The following is a 22,380-nucleotide window of genomic DNA, read 5'->3' as shown; positions in this document are numbered from 1 at the left end:
AACTTATTGATTTTCTGTTAGTTGAGAGCCGGGTTTAAACCAGTCTGCTCTGGAGTTGAGCACATCGGATACGGCCATGGCTTTCTTGCCAGGAACTTGAATCTGCTCAAGCACTAGGGCTTGGTTTCCGGTTGCAACCTTGATGCCAGACTTATCGGCGCTGATGATGGTGCCTGGTGCTAGGTCTTTATCGCTTGATTCAACACGAGACTTCCAAACCTTGATGCTCTTATCTTCGATAGCGAAGTGGCTGATCGGCCATGGATTGAAAGCGCGAATTTCACGCTCAAGGGCTACGGCGTCCTTAGTCCAGTCGATACGTGCTTCTTCTTTACTTAGCTTCTTAGCGTAGTTTGCTAGTGCATCGTCTTGTTTCTCAGCTTTTGCACTACCGCTAGCTATTTTCTCCAGACAGTCGATCAGAGCCACAGGACCAAGCTTAGCAAGCTTGTGATACAGGTCTGCACTGGTATCGGTATCTTGGATATCCAGAGTAGCAATATGCAGCATATCGCCAGTATCTAGGCCTACATCCATTTGCATTATGGTAACACCAGTCTGCTCGTCACCTGCCCAGATAGAGCGTTGGATTGGAGCTGCACCACGCCAGCGAGGCAAGATAGAGCCGTGCACATTGATACAGCCCAGACGCGGCGTATCCAGTACAGCTTTTGGCAACAGTAGACCGTATGCCACCACTACCATGATGTCTGCATTCAAGTCAGCAAGTTCTTGCTTAGCTTCATCTGATTTGAAGTTCTCTGGCTGATATACAGGTACATTGTGCTCAAGAGCCAAGGTCTTAACCGGGCTAGCGGTTAGCTTTTTGCCGCGACCAGCAGGACGGTCTGGTTGAGAGTACACCGCGATAACTTCATGCTCTGAAGATAACAACGCCGCCAGATGGTCGGCGGCGAAGTCAGGAGTACCTGCAAAAATGACTTTCAGTTTTTCGCTCAAGGTAAGGCTCCTAGATTATTGGTTCTTTTCGTTGAAGCGTTTGATTTTTTCTAGCTTCTCTTTGATGCGACGACGCTTAAGAGGAGATAGGTAATCAACAAACAATTTGCCTTCTAGGTGGTCCAGTTCGTGCTGAACACAGATAGCAAGTAGGTCGTCAGCATCGAAGGTGAACTCTTTACCTTCGCGGTCTAGGGCTTTAACCGTTACTTCGTGGGCACGTGGCACAAGTGCGCGAGCACCAGGTACAGATAGACAGCCCTCTTCAATGCCATCTTCACCGCGCTTGTCGGTGATTTCAGGGTTGATCAGAACCATAGCCTCATCGCGAGTCTCAGAGATATCGATAACCACGATACGCTGATGCACGTCTACTTGAGTTGAAGCTAAGCCAATGCCTTCTTCTGCGTACATGGTTTCAATCATATCGTCGATATGTTGTTGCAGTTCAGGAGTAAACTCTTCTACTGGCTTAGCCACAGTACGAAGACGGTCATCTGGAAAAGTTAAAACTTGTAATACGGACATAGTTTCTCAAATACATTGAAGTGTGCCGAAAGTTCATCGGCGGATTGTGACAATTTTAGTCATTTTGGTCTTCAAATAACAGCACCAATATTGATAGGCGTTTGTGAGATGAATGAAGAGCAAAAAATCCCTTGGTTAACCCTGCATACGACCCCTGGATTATCTGGGGTTAAAACTCAGCGAATCATCGAACAGACATCACCAAAAGAGTTGTTAACTTGCTCTTATAAGGAGCTGATCAATATCGGTTTTAAGCCATTTCAGGCCAAGCATATAAGAGACAAAGGTGGCCGAGAGGTTGAGACATGCCTCAGTTGGGCTCAAGGTGTTCAGCGCCACCTATTCACACTAGAAGATGATAACTATCCCTCCCAGTTATCTCATATTGCCACCCCACCAATTGCGCTGTTTGTGGAGGGGGATAAAAAAGCGCTAAACCTTCCGCAGATTGCTATGGTCGGTAGTCGTTCAGCCACAAGAGAGGGGCTTGATATAGCCAGTGAGTTTTCCCGACGTTTTGTAGAGCTGGGACTGGTCGTTACCAGCGGTTTAGCCACGGGTATTGATGGTCGCTCACATCAGGGCTGTTTGGATGCGGATGGGACGACTATTGCTGTGCTTGGAAATGGATTTGATCATTGTTACCCAAAAGCTCATCGTGGCTTGATGCAAAGAGTTCGAGAAAGGGGCGCTTTGGTGAGTGAGTTTCCTCCCTACGTGCCGCCAAAGGCGCAAAACTTCCCGCGTCGCAATCGCATCATAAGTGGCTTGAGTCTCGGGGTTGTGGTGGTCGAAGCAGGCCTTAGGAGTGGTACCCTGATTACCGCTCGATTCTCGCTTGAACAGGGCAGGGAAGTGTTCGCAGTCCCGGGTTCTATTCATAATCCCGCAACTAAAGGGTGTAACCATCTGATACGTGAAGGTGCAATATTAGTCACTAGCGCTGATGAGGTTGTAGATGAAATTTCTGATGAAAAACTCAGGTCAAAACTAGAAGAGAGAACAGTATCTGAGGAAAAACAACCGCTTAAAATAGAGGCATCACTGGAGGCATCTGAACGAGCTGTCTACGAGCTTTTAGGAGCACAACCAGAGTCGGTTGATTTTTTGTCGGAAAGGACCCATTTATCCGTAAATAAGGTTATGATGCACCTATTAGAGTTGGAGCTTAAGGGATTAGTTGCTTCAGCAGGTGGTGGTTTTATTAGATTGAGGGGGAGCTAACTATGATGGATATTCTTATGTATCTGTTCGAAACATATGTTCATAGTGACAGCGATTTAAACGTCGATCAGGACGAGCTTGAGCAAGAACTCCTTCGAGCAGGTTTCCGCCAGCAAGAGATCTACAAGGCACTGAACTGGCTTGAAGACCTTGCTGCACTGCAAAATGAAGAAAACAGCCAACAGATCGCGCTGAGCTCAGCCACATCTATGCGTATCTACTCAGAGAAAGAGCAGCAGCGCCTCGATACCCGTTGTCGTGGTTTTCTACTATTCCTAGAGCAGATCAACGTGCTAACTCCTGAGTCACGTGAGATGGTGATCGACCGTGTAATGGGGCTCGAAACAATGGACCTTCAACTGGATGACCTCAAGTGGATCATCTTGATGGTGTTATTTAATGTGCCTGGCAATGAGAGCGCATATACCACGATGGAAGAGCTGCTCTACTCTACAGACCATGGTGTGCTTCACTAAGCTATGAGTGGTCAAATCGACAACCAGTTATTCTCGTCCCACGGCAGTGCTCTCGAACAACACTGTCCCCAATGTGGTGGTGAACTCCAGATGCGTCATGGTAAACATGGCGCATTTTTAGGTTGTGCTAACTACCCCGACTGCGACTTCATTAAACCTCTGCATCAGCCATCGGGCCAGGTTATTAAGGCTTTGGGGGTACCCTGTCCTGAATGTGGTAATGAGTTGGTATTACGCCAAGGTCGCTATGGTATGTTTATCGGTTGTGAATCCTATCCTGAGTGTCACTACATTGCGCACATGGATGAAGAAGAACAGCCCCAGAAGAAGATTACTTGTCCTGCCTGCAGTACGGGCAACCTTGTAGATAGGAAGTCTCGCTTTGGTAAGGTATTTCATGCTTGCGATAGCTACCCTAAATGCGATTTTGCGCTGAACACTGAGCCTGTAGAAGGGGTGTGTCAGGAGTGTGGCTTTAAGCTTCTCACTAAGAAGAAAAGTGGCTTGGTCTGTGCAGACCGAAAATGCCAAGCAGTTCAGAAATAGAAAAGGCAGCCTAGGCTGCCTTTTTAGTCTTTATCAAAGCTAATTACTTGGTTAGAGCCGGGTAGGCTTTTGGGTCTAGTAACTTAGCAATCGCTTCAAGCTGAACAGTTAGGTCTGCTTCATCTTTTCCACACACGTTGATGTGGCCCATCTTGCGACCAGGGCGCTTTTCTTTGCCGTACCAGTGCACATGTGCTTGATTCATCTCTAGAACCGCTTCTGGCAATGTATCTTCACCTAGGATGTTGATCATGCTAGTTGGGCGTAGAAGTTCAGTGCTACCTAAAGGTAGACCGCATACCGCGCGCATATGGTTCTCAAACTGGCAGGTCTCAGCGCCTTGTTGAGTCCAGTGACCAGAGTTATGAACGCGAGGCGCAATCTCGTTTACCATTAGCTTACCTTGCACATCGAAGAACTCTAGAGCCAGAACACCAACATAGTCCAGACACTCAGCCACAGCGGTAAACATCTGCTTTGCTTGAGCTTGAAGTGCTTCATCAGCGATTGCCGTTGAAAGGCTCAGCACACCATCGGTATGTACGTTTTCGGCTAGTGGATAAACCGCAATGTCACCTTTAGCATTGCGAGCACCAACCAGAGAAACTTCACGATCAAAAGAGACAAACTCTTCGGCGATGATAGCCTGGGCTTCAGAAGCATTGATGCACTCTTCCATCTCATCCCAAATCTGTTCGACTTGTTCAGTAGACTTCAAACGCCATTGACCTTTACCGTCATAGCCACCTAGCGTGCTCTTAAGCACCATAGGTAGGCCAACGTAGTCGATAGCTGAGTTAAAGTCTTCGCGAGTGCGAATCAGTGCGTATTTGGCATTGGCAACCTCGGCTTTATCTAGCAGGGCTTTCTCAATGCGACGGTCACCACCAGTTTTGATGGCTTCTGCACTAGGGAATAGCTTTCCACTTGCCTGACATGCATCGAGAACCGGGTGTGGTACATGCTCAAACTCGGCGGTGATCACATCAGCCTGCTCGATAGCCACGTCTAGACCTTGTCCAAGCTTAGTCTGAGTGATCGGCTCAACAATCGCTTCACTGTTAACATCAAAGGCTAGCGTCTTGATGTTAAGAGGCGCAGAGGCTAGAGCCATCATGCGAGCCAGTTGGCCCGCACCTAGAACCAGAACCTGCATCGTATTAGTCCTCAGCTGGGTTTGGATTTGCTAGAACGGTATCGGTTTGTTCCTTGCGGAAGGCTTCAACCTTTTCCATCACCTCAGGAACATGAGTACCGATGATTTGAGCAGCTAGGATACCTGCGTTCGCAGCGCCGGCTTCACCGATAGCTAGCGTACCCACCGCGATGCCTTTAGGCATTTGCACGATAGACAGTAGTGAGTCCATGCCTTTAAGTGCACGAGACTGAACTGGAACACCAAGAACTGGCAGGCTAGTAAAAGCTGCACACATACCCGGAAGGTGAGCTGCACCGCCAGCACCAGCGATGATCACCTTGATACCACGATCTTTGGCACTGTTAGAATAATCCGCGAGTAGTTGAGGTGTACGGTGAGCTGAAACTACCTTGGTTTCGTAGCTAACACCGAACTGATCAAGCATTTCTGCAGCGAGTTTCATCGTTGGCCAATCTGACTTAGAACCCATGATAATACCGACTTGCATGTAAGACTCCTGATTTGACTGTTTGAGCGTGGAATATCAATTTTGCGCGCATTATACGGCTATTTTTTGTCTAGGAAAACGTTTGCGTCAGCTATTTAGTCGAATTAAAAGGAAATGATTAGAAGTTACGAAAAGAATTTGTAAACTATTTGCAACAGAAGTCTGCTTTAGGACCAAGGAAATAATGATTTTAATGGATGGTGCAGTAGAGGCACTACAACAAGGACGAGTGATCGCCTATCCAACAGAGGCGGTATTCGGCGTGGGCTGTGACCCTGATAATCAACAAGCGCTTGAGGCTCTCATTGAACTAAAGCAAAGAGATACAGCTAAAGGGCTTATCTTGATTGCGGCAAGCTTCGAACAGCTTCTTCCCTATATAGACGCTACTCAGTTGACTCAAGAGCAGCTAGATACAGTATTTCAAAGTTGGCCAGGCCCTGTGACTTGGGTGATGCCTATCAGCAAAAAGACCCATGAATTGGTGCACGGCCAATTCGATACAGTCGCGGTACGTGTTACTGACCACCCAACGGTGCAGAAGCTGTGCTTAGAATTCGGCAAACCTATTACTTCGACTAGCGCTAACCTCTCCGGTCTCCCACCGTGTACAACCACAGAGCAAGTTATCGAGCAGCTTGGTGATGAGAAGGTATTTGTAGTGAATGGTGTGGTAGGTGATAGACAAAACCCGTCAGAAATCCGTGATGCGAGAACGCTTAAAGTATTAAGGCAGGGATAAGGATGCAGTCAGTAGATAAGCAAGCAGTTAAAGAATTCCTACTCGGTCTTCAAGATAGTATCTGTGCTGAACTGGAACAGGCTGATGGCAAAGCCAAGTTTGCAGAAGATGCTTGGAAGCGTGAGCAGGGCGGTGGTGGTCGAACCCGCGTAATGAAGGGTGGTGACATCTTTGAACAAGGTGGGGTTAACTTCTCTCACGTTTATGGCGACAAGATGCCTGCCTCAGCTACTGCTCATCGTCCAGAATTAGCAGGGCGTAAGTTTGAAGCTATGGGCGTCTCTTTAGTTATCCATCCCAATAATCCATATATTCCAACCTCTCACGCGAATGTGCGCTTCTTTATTGCGGAGAAAGAGGGAAGTGACCCTATCTGGTGGTTCGGGGGTGGCTTTGACCTAACCCCTTTCTATCCTTATGAGGAAGATTGTCAGCATTGGCATGAAACTGCTAAGGCTATTTGTGCGCCTTTCGGTGATGAGATCTATGCAGAACACAAGAAATGGTGCGATGACTATTTCTTCCTACCACATCGCCAAGAGACCCGAGGGGTAGGTGGCTTATTCTTTGATGACCTAAACCAATGGGGCTTCGACAAGTGCTTTGCTTACATGAAAGCCGTAGGTGAGGGTTACACGCAGGCATATCTTCCGATTGTTGAAAAACGTAAAGACAGCGAGTACACCGATCAGCAGAGACAATTCCAGCTGTATCGTCGAGGTCGCTATGTCGAGTTCAATCTAGTGTATGACAGAGGCACTTTGTTCGGACTGCAAAGTGGTGGTCGTACTGAGTCTATCCTGATGTCTATGCCACCTTTGGCTCGCTGGGAGTACAACTATCAGGTGGAGCCGGGTTCACACGAAGATAAGCTATATAAAGAGTTTTTGAGTCCGCGAGAGTGGTAAGGCTTTGATAACGCCTCTTCCGGTGTTAGGTTGAGGAAAAGGAATATTTTAGTAGTAGGTAGTTAAATGAACGCTAGTGTCGACCAGTATGCCGTATTTGGTAATCCTATCCAGCAGAGCAAATCACCATTTATCCATACTCTGTTTGCTAGGCAAACCAATCAGAACTTGCAATACACGGCTAAAGAGCCCGAGCAGGATGAGTTTAAACAGGCTGCTGAGCTGTTCTTTTCTGAGGGTGGTAAGGGTTGCAATGTTACTGCGCCTTTTAAGCATGATGCCTATGAGTTTGCAGATCGATTGACTGAGCGAGCAAAACTAGCTGGTGCGGTGAATACCCTTAAAAAGTTAGACGATGGCGAGATCATAGGTGATAACACAGATGGTGAGGGCCTAGTCCAAGACTTACTGCAATACAACGTAATGCTTGAAGGAGCGCGTATCCTTATTCTGGGGGCTGGTGGTGCAGTGCGAGGTGTACTCAAGCCGCTATTAGATCAGAACCCGAAGCAGGTGGTGATTGCTAACCGTACTTTCTCTAAAGCGCAAGCATTGGCAGAACAGTTCCAAGATTACGGCAATATCTCTGCTCAGCCACTTGAAGAAGTAGAGCAAAGCTTTGATGTGGTTATCAACTCTACGTCTGCTGGACTCACTGGAGGCTTGCCTCAGGTTTCTGCAACTATCTTCTCCTCTACTACTATTAGCTACGACATGATCTATGGTGCCGGTAAAACACTATTTAATAGCTGGGCACTAGAGCAGGGCGTAGTTAAAGCCTATGACGGACTGGGTATGCTGGTGGGGCAGGCAGCGGAGAGCTTTATGTTGTGGCGTGGCATTAGACCGGGAGCTAAACAAGTTCTTCGCGAGCTTAGAAAGAATCTAGAGGGAATGTAATGAACCAATCTATCATCTTCACTGATCAAGCTGTCTGGTCTGATACTGATAAGGTGGTTGTCTTCACTGCACAGCAACAGGGGCAACTAATCGAGTGTCGAGTAGCGGTGAGTTATCTAGAGCAACTTTCTCAGCTCAAGATTGAACAAGAAAAAGCGGCGCTCAAGGTGTTTTCTGAGTTCCGCTTCGATCTAGAGGACTTAGCTGAGGAGCTAATAGAGGCGGAAGAGTTTAACGCCTCAGGTCAGATAGAGATCAGTTAAGGTCTTTTACCTCATTTATGTAGTCATTCTTGTTGTTTACATAGTTATCAGCAGATTTCTTCAAAAAAGCACGTTCCGCTTCTTTTAGTGGACGTGCTTTTTTTACAGGGTTGCCGAGGTAAAGGTAGCCACTCTCTAGCACCTTACCTGGTGGTACCAGACTACCGGCACCTATAAAAACGTCATCTTCTACTATTGCACCATCTAATATAGTGGTGCTCATGCCGATAAGAACGCGGTTCTTAATAGTGCAGCCATGTAGCATTACCTTATGACCTACAGTCACTTCATCGCCAATAATAAGAGGGTAGCCTTCGGGGTTAGCCGCATTTTTGTGAGTAACGTGCAGTACCGAGCCATCTTGGACGTTACTACGTTCACCAATAATAATGTGGTTAACGTCACCACGTGCAGCTACCTGTGGCCAGATGCTGGAATCCTTACCAATTGTGATGTCTCCAACCACCACAGCTGAATCGTCTATATAGACATTCTCTGCAATTGTAGGGGCAATACCTTTATAGCTACGTAAAGAACTCATAGTTTATCTACCTATTTGGGGGCTAAAATGCTCAATAATTCCGCAAAAATGGCCGTTTCGAGCAAAAAACAGACATACGATAAGAAAGTTTAAAAATACTAGCAAAAAACGCTTGCCAGTGTGACGGAAGTCTCTATAATGCCGCCTCACTGACACGGCAGAGCGCACAACGCTTCAGTGGTGGTCAGAGGCCAAAAGCCTTGAATCATTTGCTTCAACTTGATGAGAAAAGACTTCTCAAAATAAAAAGCAAAAAAGTGTTTGACACTGAGATTCAAATCGCTAGAATGGCCGTCCGCTTTGAGAGGTAAGCCTCGAAAAAGCAAGCTCTTTAACAATTTAAACCTATCAATCTGTGTGGGCACTCGTTGATGATAATCCAAAAAGATTTATCAATGAACTGAGTGACCAAACGAGTCGAAAGACTTGGCACAGTCAATTCATTATCGTTCTGTTGGAACGATAATAGCTTTAAAATTACTTAGTGATTTTGAAGTCAGTATTCATTGAGCCGTTCTTCGGAACAACAAAACTTTAATTGAAGAGTTTGATCATGGCTCAGATTGAACGCTGGCGGCAGGCCTAACACATGCAAGTCGAGCGGAAACGACTTAACTGAACCTTCGGGGAACGATAACGGCGTCGAGCGGCGGACGGGTGAGTAATGCCTGGGAATATGCCTTGATGTGGGGGATAACCATTGGAAACGATGGCTAATACCGCATAATCTCTTCGGAGCAAAGAGGGGGACCTTCGGGCCTCTCGCGTCAAGATTAGCCCAGGTGGGATTAGCTAGTTGGTGAGGTAATGGCTCACCAAGGCGACGATCCCTAGCTGGTCTGAGAGGATGATCAGCCACACTGGAACTGAGACACGGTCCAGACTCCTACGGGAGGCAGCAGTGGGGAATATTGCACAATGGGCGCAAGCCTGATGCAGCCATGCCGCGTGTGTGAAGAAGGCCTTCGGGTTGTAAAGCACTTTCAGTCGTGAGGAAGGTAGTGTAGTTAATAGCTGCATTATTTGACGTTAGCGACAGAAGAAGCACCGGCTAACTCCGTGCCAGCAGCCGCGGTAATACGGAGGGTGCGAGCGTTAATCGGAATTACTGGGCGTAAAGCGCATGCAGGTGGTTTGTTAAGTCAGATGTGAAAGCCCGGGGCTCAACCTCGGAACCGCATTTGAAACTGGCAGGCTAGAGTACTGTAGAGGGGGGTAGAATTTCAGGTGTAGCGGTGAAATGCGTAGAGATCTGAAGGAATACCGGTGGCGAAGGCGGCCCCCTGGACAGATACTGACACTCAGATGCGAAAGCGTGGGGAGCAAACAGGATTAGATACCCTGGTAGTCCACGCCGTAAACGATGTCTACTTGGAGGTTGTGGCCTTGAGCCGTGGCTTTCGGAGCTAACGCGTTAAGTAGACCGCCTGGGGAGTACGGTCGCAAGATTAAAACTCAAATGAATTGACGGGGGCCCGCACAAGCGGTGGAGCATGTGGTTTAATTCGATGCAACGCGAAGAACCTTACCTACTCTTGACATCCAGAGAACTTTTCAGAGATGAATTGGTGCCTTCGGGAACTCTGAGACAGGTGCTGCATGGCTGTCGTCAGCTCGTGTTGTGAAATGTTGGGTTAAGTCCCGCAACGAGCGCAACCCTTATCCTTGTTTGCCAGCACGTAATGGTGGGAACTCCAGGGAGACTGCCGGTGATAAACCGGAGGAAGGTGGGGACGACGTCAAGTCATCATGGCCCTTACGAGTAGGGCTACACACGTGCTACAATGGCGCATACAGAGGGCGGCCAACTCGCGAGAGTGAGCGAATCCCAAAAAGTGCGTCGTAGTCCGGATTGGAGTCTGCAACTCGACTCCATGAAGTCGGAATCGCTAGTAATCGTAGATCAGAATGCTACGGTGAATACGTTCCCGGGCCTTGTACACACCGCCCGTCACACCATGGGAGTGGGCTGCAAAAGAAGTGGGTAGTTTAACCTTCGGGAGGACGCTCACCACTTTGTGGTTCATGACTGGGGTGAAGTCGTAACAAGGTAGCCCTAGGGGAACCTGGGGCTGGATCACCTCCTTATACGATGATTATTCACGATGAGTGTCCACACAGATTGATACGGTTTATAAGTTAAGAGTTTCATGTTGGGTCTGTAGCTCAGCTGGTTAGAGCGCTCGCCTGATAAGCGGGAGGTCGGTGGTTCAAGTCCACTCAGACCCACCAATTCTTACCCAAGAGAGTTGGTTCGACATGATATTCGATGGGGCTATAGCTCAGCTGGGAGAGCGCCTGCCTTGCACGCAGGAGGTCAGCAGTTCGATCCTGCTTAGCTCCACCATCTTTAAGTGTTCTTCCTTAAGAATCCTTAAAAATGGTTTCGAAAGCTTATTTGCTCTAGAAAACATGCTCTTTAACAATTTGGAAAGCTGACGAATATTGTTTGATTAACAATATTCAATTAAAAGTTCTCAAATCCTAATCTTTAGATTAGGTACCAACACACAATCAAGTGTTCTTGGCTTTTGTTTTCGCTTTTAGAAAGCAAAAGAAATTATTTGAGTCCGGCAAAATCGAGTCTGCATCATGTTTAAATAATTGCAGACAACTTTGGTGATTTGATTCATCAACTTAAAGAAACTTCTTTGGGTTGTATGGTTAAGTGACTAAGCGTACACGGTGGATGCCTTGGCAGTCAGAGGCGATGAAAGACGTATTAACTTGCGATAAGCCCAGATTAGGTAGTAAAAACCATTTGAGTCTGGGATTTCTGAATGGGGAAACCCACTAGCATAAGCTAGTATCTTGCACTGAATACATAGGTGTAAGAGGCGAACCGGGGGAACTGAAACATCTAAGTACCCCGAGGAAAAGAAATCAACCGAGATTCCGAAAGTAGCGGCGAGCGAAATTGGATTAGCCCTTAAGCTTTTAATGCGTTAGACGAATGTTCTGGAAAGTTCAACGATACAGGGTGATAGTCCCGTAGTTGTCGACGCATCATCAGTGAAATCGAGTAGGGCGGGACACGTGATATCCTGTCTGAATATGGGGGGACCATCCTCCAAGGCTAAATACTACTGACTGACCGATAGTGAACCAGTACCGTGAGGGAAAGGCGAAAAGAACCCCTGTGAGGGGAGTGAAATAGAACCTGAAACCGTGTACGTACAAGCAGTAGGAGCACCTTCGTGGTGTGACTGCGTACCTTTTGTATAATGGGTCAGCGACTTATATTCAGTGGCAAGGTTAACCATCTAGGGGAGCCGTAGGGAAACCGAGTCTTAACTGGGCGTTCAGTCTCTGGATATAGACCCGAAACCAGGTGATCTAGCCATGGGCAGGTTGAAGGTTGAGTAACATCAACTGGAGGACCGAACCGACTAATGTTGAAAAATTAGCGGATGACTTGTGGCTAGGGGTGAAAGGCCAATCAAACCTGGAGATAGCTGGTTCTCCCCGAAATCTATTTAGGTAGAGCCTCGGACGAATACCAATGGGGGTAGAGCACTGTTAAGGCTAGGGGGTCATCCCGACTTACCAACCCTTTGCAAACTCCGAATACCATTGAGTACTATCCGGGAGACACACGGCGGGTGCTAACGTCCGTCGTGGAGAGGGAAACAACCCAGACCGCCAGCTAAGGTCCCAAAGTATAGCTAAGTGGGAAACGATGTGGGAAGGCTTAGACAGCCAGGATGTTGGCTTAGAAGCAGCCATCATTTAAAGAAAGCGTAATAGCTCACTGGTCGAGTCGGCCTGCGCGGAAGATGTAACGGGGCTAAGCTATACACCGAAGCTGCGGCTGCTAATTTTATTAGCGGGGTAGGGGAGCGTTCTGTAAGCCGTTGAAGGTGGTCTGTAAGGGCTGCTGGAGGTATCAGAAGTGCGAATGCTGACATGAGTAACGATAAAGGGGGTGAAAAACCTCCTCGCCGGAAGACCAAGGGTTCCTGTCCAACGTTAATCGGGGCAGGGTAAGTCGACCCCTAAGGCGAGGCCGAAAGGCGTAGTCGATGGGAAACGGGTTAATATTCCCGTACTTCTTATAATTGCGATGGGGGGACGGAGAAGGCTAGGTGGGCCTGGCGACGGTCGTCCAGGTTCAAGTATGTAGGCGGAAGGTTTAGGTAAATCCGGACTTTCTTAACGCTGAGATACGATGTCGAGCCGCTACGTGCGGTGAAGTCATTGATGCCATGCTTCCAGGAAAAGCCTCTAAGCTTCAGATTATAAGGAATCGTACCCCAAACCGACACAGGTGGTCGGGTAGAGAATACCAAGGCGCTTGAGAGAACTCGGGTGAAGGAACTAGGCAAAATGGTACCGTAACTTCGGGAGAAGGTACGCTCTCGACGGTGAAGTCCCTTGCGGATGGAGCTATTGGGAGTCGCAGATACCAGGTGGCTGCAACTGTTTATTAAAAACACAGCACTGTGCAAAATCGTAAGATGACGTATACGGTGTGACGCCTGCCCGGTGCCGGAAGGTTAATTGATGGGGTTAGACGTAAGTCGAAGCTCTTGATCGAAGCCCCGGTAAACGGCGGCCGTAACTATAACGGTCCTAAGGTAGCGAAATTCCTTGTCGGGTAAGTTCCGACCTGCACGAATGGCGTAATGATGGCCACGCTGTCTCCACCCGAGACTCAGTGAAATTGAAATCGCTGTGAAGATGCAGTGTACCCGCGGCTAGACGGAAAGACCCCGTGAACCTTTACTACAGCTTGGCACTGAACATTGAGCCTACATGTGTAGGATAGGTGGGAGGCTTTGAAACCAGTACGCCAGTATTGGTGGAGCCATCCTTGAAATACCACCCTTGTATGTTTGATGTTCTAACTTAGCCCCATTATCTGGGGTGAGGACAGTGCCTGGTGGGTAGTTTGACTGGGGCGGTCTCCTCCCAAAGAGTAACGGAGGAGCACGAAGGTGGGCTAATCACGGTTGGACATCGTGAGGTTAGTGCAATGGCATAAGCCCGCTTGACTGCGAGAATGACAATTCGAGCAGGTGCGAAAGCAGGTCATAGTGATCCGGTGGTTCTGAATGGAAGGGCCATCGCTCAACGGATAAAAGGTACTCCGGGGATAACAGGCTGATACCGCCCAAGAGTTCATATCGACGGCGGTGTTTGGCACCTCGATGTCGGCTCATCACATCCTGGGGCTGAAGTCGGTCCCAAGGGTATGGCTGTTCGCCATTTAAAGTGGTACGCGAGCTGGGTTTAGAACGTCGTGAGACAGTTCGGTCCCTATCTGCCGTGGGCGTTGGAAGATTGAAGGGGGCTGCTCCTAGTACGAGAGGACCGGAGTGGACGAACCTCTGGTGTTCGGGTTGTCATGCCAATGGCATTGCCCGGTAGCTAAGTTCGGAATCGATAACCGCTGAAAGCATCTAAGCGGGAAGCGAGCCCTGAGATGAGTCTTCCCTGGCACTTTAAGTGTCCTGAAGGGTTGTTCGAGACTAGAACGTTGATAGGCAGGGTGTGTAAGCGTTGTGAGGCGTTGAGCTAACCTGTACTAATTGCCCGTGAGGCTTAACCATACAACACCTAAGAGGTTTTGAGTTGGACTCGAAGATAGAACGTTGATTGTGTGAAGAACTTTTAGATAGCTTTCCGAATTTTAAGAATTTGCTTGGCGACCATAGCGTTGTGGACCCACCTGATTCCATGCCGAACTCAGAAGTGAAACGCAATAGCGCCGATGGTAGTGTGGGGCTTCCCCATGTGAGAGTAGGACATCGCCAGGCTTTGTTTACGTTTTCAGTTTTAAAAAACTGAAAGCAAAACTAAAAGCAGCACATAAATAAGACTGATTTTAGTAACAATTTGTGGAGAGATGGCTGAGTGGTCGAAAGCACCGGTCTTGAAAACCGGCAACCGTTAATAGCGGTTCTAGGGTTCAAATCCCTATCTCTCCGCCACTATTCGAAAAGCCCAACCGAAAGATTGGGCTTTTTGCTATTTGTTGATCCAGAAATATATCCATTCCTCTTTTTCTTCTATTTCCCATTTCGATTTCATTTTCTGCAATCTAAACTTTTGCAGGAAGTCAGATGCATATGTTTGCTATCATATTGATCAAGGTCACAATTTTGCTTTAAAAGTGACTCCTGTAACTTTTTAAAAACTTTCTATTGGAGTGAACGATGGGGCAGTTTGCAACACTTGGTTTTATTGCAATTGGGGGCGCACTAGGTGCTTGTTCTCGTTATTTAATCTCAGAGCTGTGCGTGGTATTGCTTGGTAGGGGATTCCCATACGGTACCCTCACTGTAAACGTGGTGGGTTCTTTTATCATGGGTATGTTGGTTGCCCTGTTTGAGAATGAAGTAATAGTGACTGACCCGTGGCGTCAGATTATTGGTCTTGGCTTTCTTGGTGCTTTGACTACCTTCTCTACTTTCTCTATGGATAACGTGCTGATGTTCCAGCAGGGTGCATATTGGAAGGCTGGTCTGAATATCGCATTGAACGTGACTCTGAGTATTTCTGCTTGTTTGATTGCCTTTCAAATGTTTCTTAAAAACTAAATAAAGCGTTCAGTCATTAACCTATATCTTGTATAATTTTACGGCTTGTCGGAGTGCTGAGGTATCAAAGATACTGACGCTGAGACCGCGTTGCGGAATCCGTAGAACCTGCTCCAGGATAATACCTGCGAAGGAAACAAGTTGATGATCACTTCATACTACCTAGCACCAATGAGTTAGGGTCATCAATCTATCCGACAAGCCAGTTTTGTTAACAGGATAGAGCGATGGAACCACTATTCATTTCAGTACCTAATGCGTACAAGGGCTTAGAGTCCGAACTAGTATCAGTATCTGATACTGCCCAAAAAGCCGGTTTTACCGCACTAAATATCAATCTTAAACTGACTGACGAAGCCGATATCGTGTTTCGTTGCGGTCAGATTAACTACTCAATTTCTGCCTTATCCCAGGCCGAATACAAACTCGCTAAGTTAACTTCTGGTGAAGTATGGACACTATTATTTACTTCCCATATAGATACACTGACAACTCCTGAAGGCGCTATAATCAGCGCTGATTGGGCAGGTGAGGGATTCAGCTCTAGTACTAGCGAAACTTTGCTAGGACGCATCATAGGGGCACTAGCGTTGGAGTATCTGGTTGAGGATGCTTTTTTGCTTGCTAGAGCACTAGGAAGTGTTTCATGTGAAACCTGGCCAAACCATATCGATCATTTTCCTAAGCTAGCTACAACGATTAAATCCCCTGTGGTAACTAGAAAAGCTTCTAAATGTAGCAGGCTTTACCCTGTGGTTGACTCAATAGAGCTGATCGAAGAGTTGGTGAAACTAGACCTTGATATCGTTCAGCTTCGAATCAAAGACAAGCAACCTGTAGAGGTAGAAGCTGATATTCAAAGAGCGGTTGAACTGGGTAAAGCGCATAACGTTGATGTCGTGATCAACGACTACTGGCAGACAGCACTAGATTCAGACGCTGCTTGTATTCACCTTGGACAAGAAGATCTGCAAAGCTTGTCCAGTTCGGCATTGCTTGAGAGCAATATAGGCTTGGGTATCTCGACCCATGGCTATTACGAGATCCTGAATGCCCTACAGTACAAGCCATCCTACCTTGCACTAGGACATATTTTCCCGACGCCTACTAAAGATATGCCTTCATCGCCTCAGGGGCTGACCAAGTTAGGTTTCTATCAGAGTGTGATTGACTCAATAGAGCGGGCTCATGGCATCTCACTTCCGACAGTTGCCATCGGTGGTATTGACGATCAGCGTGCACCTAGAGTTATCAAAACGGGTGTAGACAGTGTTGCTGTAGTAAGGGCAGTTACTCAAGCCGATGATAGAAATAAAGCCGTTCAGCAATTTCAGACTATGTTTAAGCCTGAGGTTGCTACATGTTAACTGACCAAGAATTCATGCGTTATCAGCGTCAGATAATGCTTCCTGAGTTTGGTGAAGTAGGGCAATTGGCTTTAAGGAACGCCAAAGTACTAGTGATTGGCTGTGGTGGATTGGGTCATGCGGTTGCTACTCAATTAGCCGCGAGTGGTGTGGGAAGCTTAGTCCTGTTTGATTTCGATAAAATAGAGCTGAGTAATCTACACCGGCAAACCTCATATCGAGAATCCGACGTGGGCCAGTTCAAATCGGAGGCTCTAAAAAGGTTAATTGAGGAACGTAATAGCGGCACACGAGTACGTTGCGTGAATCGTAAGGCAGACCTTAACCTACTTAGACTTGAGCTTCCCCAGGCTGATCTCGTGGTAGATTGCACGGATAATTTTAGTATTCGACATCAAGTCAATCATGCTTGTGTAGAACATAACTGCCCGTTAGTCAGTGGTGCAGCTATAGGGTGGGATGGCCAATTGGTCTATTTTAGCAACCAAAATAGCAGTGCCTGCTACTCATGCTTATATCCATCTACTCAAGATGTCGAAGCACGTAACTGCAGTGAAGCAGGTGTGCTAGGCGCGAATGTGAATGCGATAGCCCATCTGCAAGCTATGTTGGCCATTCGAGCTATCACAGAACCACACACATTAGAGTCTGGTGCTTTGACCTTGTTTGACGGTCGAGCATTCAGATTTTCTAACTTTCAAATTGATAAAGACACTGGTTGCAGCATCTGCTCAAACAAGGAGAAAGCTCATGTCTGATACAGAGATTAGATTTAACGACAAGCCACTGGTACTGGAGAAACCTACCAGTGTCGAGCAATTGGTTAAAGAACAAGAACTACCTGAAACCGGATTTGCCATAGCACTTAATAATAAGGTGCTACCACGTTCGAAGTGGGCAGATAAGCAACTAGAGCATGGCGACTCTGTAAACCTATTTAGAGCAATAGCAGGGGGTTAATCAAGATGCTGACAATTGCAAACAAGACTTTTTCTTCAAGACTTTTTACTGGTACAGGTAAGTACGCTAACAGCCAAATCATGGCAGAGTCGATTAAAGCATCTGACTCAGAGTTGGTTACCATGGCCCTGAAGCGTGTAGATGTTCACGATAACCAAGACGATATTCTTAAGCCTCTAATTGATATGGGTGTAAATCTTCTCCCTAATACCTCGGGTGCTAAGAATGCTGAGGATGCAGTCTTTGCAGCTCATCTAGCTAGAGAAGCACTTGGTACTGAGTGGGTAAAACTAGAAATTCACCCAGACCCTAAATATTTAATGCCAGACCCAATAGAGACATTAAAGGCCGCTGAGCAGTTGGTTAAAGATGGCTTTGTTGTCTTGCCTTATTGTCATGCTGACCCAGTTTTATGTAAGCGATTAGAGGAAGTGGGTTGTGCAGCAGTAATGCCATTGGGCGCTCCGATCGGTACAAATAAAGGACTAGTTTCTGATGAGTTCTTGAAGATCATTATAGAGCAAGCACGTGTTCCGGTAATCGTTGATGCAGGTATCGGAGCTCCTTCTCATGCAGCAAAAGCGATGGAGATGGGTGCTGATGCAGTATTGGTTAACACAGCTATGGCAACAGCGGCAGACCCGATTGCGATAGGCCGAGCGTTTAGGCTTGCGGTTGAAGCTGGTCGTATGGCATTTGAATCAGGACTGGCTAGTCAGCAGAGTAGTGCATCCGCATCTAGCCCTATGACTGCATTTCTTGATACCAACTACGAGGCTAAGCTATGAGCTTCACTCAGGTATTTGAACAGCTAGATTGGAGCTCTATTTCATTAGACATTATGTCTAAGACTGAGGTGGATGTTCGTCGCGCACTTGCTAAAACTAAACTCGATCTAGAAGACTTCAAAGCCTTGATCTCACCTGCCGCTGAACCTTACTTAGAGCAGATGGCACAACTTTCCCATCAGAGAACTCGCCAGCGCTTTGGTTCAAATATAGGTATGTATGTACCGTTGTACCTTTCGAACCTGTGTGCGAATGAATGTACCTATTGTGGCTTCTCTATGCAAAATCGCATTAAGCGTAAAACATTAGATGCGGCAGAGATAGATCTAGAGATAGATGCTTTAAAAAAGATGGAGTTTGATAGTGTTCTTCTGGTAACCGGTGAGCATCAGAATAAGGTGGGAATGGACTACTTCAGGCAGGCTGTTCCTCAGATTAAAGAGCACTTTAATTACTTGGCTTTAGAAGTACAGCCTCTAGATGAAGATGAGTATGCTGAGCTGAAGACACTTGGTATGGATGCGGTGATGGTCTATCAGGAGACCTACAACCCAATTACGTACGCAGAGCACCATCTACGCGGTTCAAAGAAAGACTTTTTCTACCGTCTCGAAACACCAGACCGTCTAGCAAAAGCTGGCGTTGACAAGATAGGTATAGGTGCACTGATTGGTCTGGATAACTGGCGTGTGGATAGCTTCTTCGTGGCAGCACACCTAGATTATCTAGAACGAGCTTACTGGCGAACTCGTTATAGTATTTCGCTTCCAAGACTTCGACCTTGTGAGGGTGGAGTGCAGCCTAAATCAGTATTGAACGACAAACAAATGGTTCAGCTGATCTGTGCCTATCGCATCTTTAACCAGCACGTAGATTTGTCTTTGTCTACGCGAGAGTCGGCAAGCTTCCGGGACAATATCATGCCGCTTGGCGTGACCACGGTGTCAGCAGCTTCAAAAACCCAACCTGGTGGATACGCGGTAGACCAAGAGCAACTCGAACAGTTTGAGATCTCTGATGAGCGAAGTGCTTCAGATGTGGCAAATGCGATTAAGCAGAGAGGGCTTGAACCGGTTTGGAGAGACTGGACAGCAATCTATTCTGGATAGCGTTTCACGTGAAACACAAAAAAGCCTCCCAACTGGGAGGCTTTGTTTTATCTGCAGGGAAATTATCAGGCAAACTCTACTGGAGTCGTAGCGTTGCGAAGCCATGCTTGTTCTTCGTCACCAAGAAGCGGTTCAAGGTCTGTAACAACTTTAGCGTGATAGTCGTTTAGCCACTCAATTTCGTTAGCGTTTAGAAGAGTAAGGTCGATATTGCGAGTATCGATAGGGCAGCGTGTCAGTGATTCAAAACCAAGAACCTTCATGTCACCCTTGGTCTCTACCTCAACAACGATCTCTAGATTCTCAATGCGGATACCGAATTGATTCTCACGGTAATAACCAGGCTCGTTTGAAAGAACCATTCCCGGTTGTAGCGCAACCTTGTTGTAAGCCTTAGAAATGCGTTGAGGGCCTTCGTGTACACTTAGGAAGTGACCAACGCCGTGGCCGGTGCCATGGTCGTAGTCAAATCCATGTTGCCACAGGTGCTGACGAGCTAGGGCATCTAGTTGGTGGCCACAAGTACCCACAGGGAAGCGAGCGGTAGCCAGAGCAATATGGCCTTTTAGCACTAGGGTGAATAGGCGCTTCATCTCGTGAGTTGGAGTACCAACAGCTATAGTACGAGTGATGTCAGTTGTGCCATCAGGATATTGACCACCAGAGTCCACCAGATACATGGTGTTGTTGTTAAGTACACCTGGCTCTGGCTCATTGATGTGGTTGTAGTGACACATAGCTGCATTATGTGCTGCTGCTGAAATGGTATCGAAGCTCAAGTCTACGAGGCTATCATCCAAGCGACGGAACTGTTCGAGTTTGTCAGATAGGGTGCCTTCATCAAGTAGGTTGCCTTGGTCATTCTGCTTGTCGAACCAAGATAGGAATTTCACCATGGCTACACCATCACGGATATGGCTTTGACGCATGCCTTCAGCTTCAACGGAATTCTTAGCCGCTTTTGGCATTAGACAAGGGTCATCACTATCTATGACTTCTGCACCAGCTTTTTCCAATGTGATGCCAAACCAAGCATTGCTGTTAGTCGCATCAAGAATTACCTTTTTGCCATTTAGAGCAATAAGGCGATCTGAAAGTGATTCTGGAGAAATAACAGTAACGCCCTCAGCCACATGCTGATCAAAGCCGTCAGGGATTCTAGCTGAATCAACGAACAGCTCAGTGCTGCCGTTTGCATGAATGATTGCGTGGCTTAGCACTACAGGTAGGCGTGATACGTCGCTACCACGAATGTTAAGTAGCCAGCAGATAGAGTCTAGAGCTGTGATGACAGCGCAATCTGCACCGGATTCAGCAATGCTTTTCCCAATAAGCCCACGCTTATTTAGGCTGCTTTGGCCAACCCACTCATTACCCATCAAGCGAATCTTCTCAGGTGAGGGTGTCGGGCGGTCTTCCCACAGTGAATCAATAGGATTTTGATCAACGCATACTAACTCAAGAAAGTCAGCAACCTTCTCTTCTGCATTAGCTAACCAAGCACCTGAGTGCATCTTAGGATCAACGCCCAACTTGCTACCTTTTTCCAGCTTAGATAGTGCCCAAGTTAAAGGTGGGTTTTCAATAAGGTGCTGGTATTCAAAGATAGAGTCTGGGGTTTGTTTAGTAACCTGAACTGTATAGCGGCCATCAACAAAGATAGCGGCTTTGTCGCGGGTAACAATTACGGCGCCAGCAGAACCTGTGAAATTTGAGATCCAGTGTAAACGCTCGTTATGCTCTGGAATGTATTCGCCGAGGAACTCGTCCTCATGTGGAATAATAAATGCGTCTAGGTTGCTTTGTTGCATCCAAGTGCGTAAAGCGGCAACCCTGCTTTCGATTTGCTCGAGCATGATTTCTCCTTAAGTTATGCGTTTTTTGATAAAACTACTCTTTTTATTCTTGGTACGCAATTCATCAATAGGGAATTGAGATAGGGGTGTTAGTAAAGAGATTTTTCATCTTTGGTCTAGTGAGTGCATTGAGTTGAAAAACCTAGGAAATATAAGGGATAGGGTATAGAGTATATTTAATGGACAGTTTATAATCCGTCCACTACTGGTCCTCTAACCACTCCCACCTCAAATATTTATATCCGATATAAGTGAAGTAATATGGCGTTAACGACTTACGAATTAGCTCGCACTCTGGAGCAATTAGAAGATTCACCAGAAAAAGTAATGTACGGAAAATTGCTAAGCGAACTTGGCAATCAAAGTGAAGAAAGAATCAGAAGTGCAGCTAAGCAGTTGCCACTGCATATACTCAGAGACATTGTTTACCAATTTCAGCAAGTGATTGAGTCTCGTAAAGATGAGCAAGTCGATCTGCTAGCTAAAGAACTCAGTGATAGCGGAATCTCTGCTGAAGACCTTAAAGCTTTCTTAAATAAATAAACCCCAGAAGGGGTTTATTTATTCTTTCATTTTGCTCACTAGCAGTTTATCGACAGAGATAGCCCCTGCTCCCCACACGATATTTATTAATATCATTAGTCCCCACAACTGGTGATCGTAGAAGCCTTTTTCCCAAAGCAATGGGTAGGAGACAACGGCGATGATATTGAACACGAATAGTATCGCTGCAAAAGGTCGTGTGAATAATCCCAAAGCAATAAATACAGGGATAACCAGTTCGGCGGCTGTACCTAAATAAGCGGCTAACTCCCAAGGTAGAATTGGCACCTGGTACTCGTATTCAAATAGGAACAGTGTGCTATCCCATGAGGCTATCTTGGTCATACCTGAATTGAAAAATACCCAGGCTACCCATAGACGACAAAACAATAGTAGTGCCGGCACGGCTATGTATTGCAGTCGTGCCACCCAAGAGTCATAGACTTGGTATTGTGTTTGAATGTTCATATGGCCTCCGTTT

General features: G+C 46.8%; 21 protein-coding genes, 3 tRNA genes and 3 rRNA genes. 20 read left to right on the top strand and 7 right to left on the bottom strand.

The genetic code is table 11. The features are described 5' to 3' along the window. Positions 1-3: 3 nt before the first annotated feature. Entirely contained in the window at positions 4-960 is a 957-nt protein-coding gene (gene fmt, locus Pcarn_RS13545; RefSeq protein WP_261834335.1) for a methionyl-tRNA formyltransferase, read from the bottom strand. A 15-nt stretch (positions 961-975) separates the two neighbouring features. Next, entirely contained in the window at positions 976-1,488 is a 513-nt protein-coding gene (gene def / locus Pcarn_RS13540; RefSeq protein ID WP_261834334.1) for a peptide deformylase, read from the bottom strand. A 108-nt stretch (positions 1,489-1,596) separates the two neighbouring features. Here def and dprA point away from each other — a divergent pair, with 108 nt between their 5' ends. Genes dprA through Pcarn_RS13525 form a run of 3 tightly spaced genes read left to right on the top strand, consistent with a single transcriptional unit; the run spans position 1,597 to position 3,734 of the window. Beyond that, positions 1,597-2,712, top strand: coding sequence for a DNA-processing protein DprA (dprA, locus tag Pcarn_RS13535; protein ID WP_261834333.1), 1,116 nt, complete (start codon positions 1,597-1,599; stop codon positions 2,710-2,712). 2 nt (positions 2,713-2,714) lie between these two features. Then, positions 2,715-3,188: a DUF494 family protein gene (locus tag Pcarn_RS13530; RefSeq protein WP_261834332.1), complete on the top strand. Its 474-nt coding sequence runs from the start codon at positions 2,715-2,717 to the stop codon at positions 3,186-3,188. 3 nt (positions 3,189-3,191) lie between these two features. After that, positions 3,192-3,734 (top strand): DNA topoisomerase family protein, encoded by a 543-nt coding sequence (locus tag Pcarn_RS13525; RefSeq protein ID WP_261834331.1) that lies wholly within the window; start codon positions 3,192-3,194, stop codon positions 3,732-3,734. A gap of 43 nt (positions 3,735-3,777) precedes the next feature. On the opposite strand, the gene Pcarn_RS13520 is transcribed toward Pcarn_RS13525, so the two are convergent. Next, positions 3,778-4,890, bottom strand: coding sequence for a 5-(carboxyamino)imidazole ribonucleotide synthase (locus Pcarn_RS13520; protein ID WP_261834330.1), 1,113 nt, complete (start codon positions 4,888-4,890; stop codon positions 3,778-3,780). A gap of 4 nt (positions 4,891-4,894) precedes the next feature. Continuing rightward, positions 4,895-5,380 (bottom strand): 5-(carboxyamino)imidazole ribonucleotide mutase, encoded by a 486-nt coding sequence (gene purE / locus Pcarn_RS13515; RefSeq protein WP_261834329.1) that lies wholly within the window; start codon positions 5,378-5,380, stop codon positions 4,895-4,897. A 184-nt stretch (positions 5,381-5,564) separates the two neighbouring features. Between purE and Pcarn_RS13510 the strand changes: the two genes are divergently transcribed. From Pcarn_RS13510 to Pcarn_RS13495, 4 genes are all read left to right on the top strand, one after another. Then, positions 5,565-6,122: a Sua5/YciO/YrdC/YwlC family protein gene (locus Pcarn_RS13510; protein ID WP_261834328.1), complete on the top strand. Its 558-nt coding sequence runs from the start codon at positions 5,565-5,567 to the stop codon at positions 6,120-6,122. A gap of 2 nt (positions 6,123-6,124) precedes the next feature. Then, a complete protein-coding gene (gene hemF, locus Pcarn_RS13505; protein WP_261834327.1) occupies positions 6,125-7,030 on the top strand; it encodes an oxygen-dependent coproporphyrinogen oxidase in 906 nt (301 codons plus the stop codon). 66 nt (positions 7,031-7,096) lie between these two features. Continuing rightward, positions 7,097-7,930: a shikimate dehydrogenase gene (gene aroE, locus Pcarn_RS13500; RefSeq protein WP_261834326.1), complete on the top strand. Its 834-nt coding sequence runs from the start codon at positions 7,097-7,099 to the stop codon at positions 7,928-7,930. Next, positions 7,930-8,193: a DUF1488 family protein gene (locus Pcarn_RS13495; protein WP_261834325.1), complete on the top strand. Its 264-nt coding sequence runs from the start codon at positions 7,930-7,932 to the stop codon at positions 8,191-8,193. Before aroE ends, Pcarn_RS13495 begins: the two co-directional genes overlap by 1 nt. Here the strand turns inward: Pcarn_RS13495 and Pcarn_RS13490 are convergent. Next, complete coding sequence (locus Pcarn_RS13490; RefSeq protein WP_261834324.1) at positions 8,186-8,734, bottom strand: gamma carbonic anhydrase family protein; 549 nt, start codon at positions 8,732-8,734, stop codon at positions 8,186-8,188. The genes Pcarn_RS13495 and Pcarn_RS13490 overlap by 8 nt on opposite strands. Before the next feature lie 535 nt (positions 8,735-9,269). On the opposite strand from Pcarn_RS13490, the gene Pcarn_RS13485 reads away from it, so the two are divergent. The 12 genes from Pcarn_RS13485 (at position 9,270) to thiH (ending at position 19,500) form a co-directional block, all read left to right on the top strand. Then, positions 9,270-10,822, top strand: a 16S ribosomal RNA gene (locus tag Pcarn_RS13485). Positions 10,823-10,889: 67 nt separating this feature from the next. Continuing rightward, positions 10,890-10,966 (top strand) — tRNA-Ile (locus tag Pcarn_RS13480). Positions 10,967-11,005: 39 nt separating this feature from the next. Next, a tRNA-Ala gene (locus Pcarn_RS13475) sits at positions 11,006-11,081 on the top strand. A gap of 315 nt (positions 11,082-11,396) precedes the next feature. Then, positions 11,397-14,286, top strand: a 23S ribosomal RNA gene (locus Pcarn_RS13470). 91 nt (positions 14,287-14,377) lie between these two features. Beyond that, positions 14,378-14,493: ribosomal RNA gene (gene rrf / locus Pcarn_RS13465) — 5S ribosomal RNA — on the top strand. The 16S, 23S and 5S rRNA genes sit together here with 3 tRNA genes alongside, the layout of an rRNA operon. Positions 14,494-14,576: 83 nt before the next feature. Next, positions 14,577-14,667, top strand: a tRNA-Ser gene (locus tag Pcarn_RS13460). 225 nt (positions 14,668-14,892) lie between these two features. Then, complete coding sequence (crcB, locus tag Pcarn_RS13455; protein WP_261834323.1) at positions 14,893-15,276, top strand: fluoride efflux transporter CrcB; 384 nt, start codon at positions 14,893-14,895, stop codon at positions 15,274-15,276. Positions 15,277-15,503: 227 nt separating this feature from the next. After that, on the top strand, positions 15,504-16,643 hold the full coding sequence (gene thiE, locus Pcarn_RS13450) for a thiamine phosphate synthase (RefSeq protein ID WP_261834322.1): 1,140 nt from the start codon (positions 15,504-15,506) through the stop codon (positions 16,641-16,643). After that, positions 16,637-17,401, top strand: coding sequence for a HesA/MoeB/ThiF family protein (locus Pcarn_RS13445; protein ID WP_261834321.1), 765 nt, complete (start codon positions 16,637-16,639; stop codon positions 17,399-17,401). The genes thiE and Pcarn_RS13445 overlap by 7 nt, the downstream gene beginning before the upstream one ends. Beyond that, a complete protein-coding gene (thiS, locus tag Pcarn_RS13440) occupies positions 17,394-17,603 on the top strand; it encodes a sulfur carrier protein ThiS (RefSeq protein ID WP_261834320.1) in 210 nt (69 codons plus the stop codon). The genes Pcarn_RS13445 and thiS overlap by 8 nt, the downstream gene beginning before the upstream one ends. Before the next feature lie 5 nt (positions 17,604-17,608). Continuing rightward, the gene (locus Pcarn_RS13435; RefSeq protein ID WP_261834319.1) at positions 17,609-18,391 is read left to right on the top strand and encodes a thiazole synthase; all 783 of its coding nucleotides are present in this window, start codon (positions 17,609-17,611) and stop codon (positions 18,389-18,391) included. Further along, positions 18,388-19,500 carry a 2-iminoacetate synthase ThiH gene (thiH, locus tag Pcarn_RS13430; protein WP_261834318.1) on the top strand — a complete coding sequence of 371 codons (1,113 nt, stop codon included), beginning with the start codon at positions 18,388-18,390 and terminating at the stop codon, positions 19,498-19,500. Before Pcarn_RS13435 ends, thiH begins: the two co-directional genes overlap by 4 nt. Before the next feature lie 65 nt (positions 19,501-19,565). Here the strand turns inward: thiH and Pcarn_RS13425 are convergent, their stop codons facing one another. Then, on the bottom strand, positions 19,566-21,356 hold the full coding sequence (locus tag Pcarn_RS13425; protein WP_261834317.1) for an aminopeptidase P family protein: 1,791 nt from the start codon (positions 21,354-21,356) through the stop codon (positions 19,566-19,568). Positions 21,357-21,617: 261 nt separating this feature from the next. On the opposite strand from Pcarn_RS13425, the gene tsrA reads away from it, so the two are divergent. Beyond that, positions 21,618-21,899, top strand: a complete 282-nt coding sequence (tsrA, locus tag Pcarn_RS13420) for an H-NS-like global regulator TsrA (RefSeq protein ID WP_261834316.1) — start codon at positions 21,618-21,620, stop codon at positions 21,897-21,899. An 18-nt stretch (positions 21,900-21,917) separates the two neighbouring features. On the opposite strand, the gene Pcarn_RS13415 is transcribed toward tsrA, so the two are convergent. Beyond that, the gene (locus Pcarn_RS13415; RefSeq protein ID WP_261834315.1) at positions 21,918-22,367 is read right to left on the bottom strand and encodes a DoxX family protein; all 450 of its coding nucleotides are present in this window, start codon (positions 22,365-22,367) and stop codon (positions 21,918-21,920) included. Positions 22,368-22,380: the final 13 nt, after the last annotated feature.

The sequence above is a fragment of the Vibrio ishigakensis genome (assembly GCF_024347675.1).
Lineage (GTDB): Bacteria > Pseudomonadota > Gammaproteobacteria > Enterobacterales > Vibrionaceae > Vibrio > Vibrio ishigakensis.
This window is presented reverse-complemented; position numbering and strand designations above follow the sequence as displayed.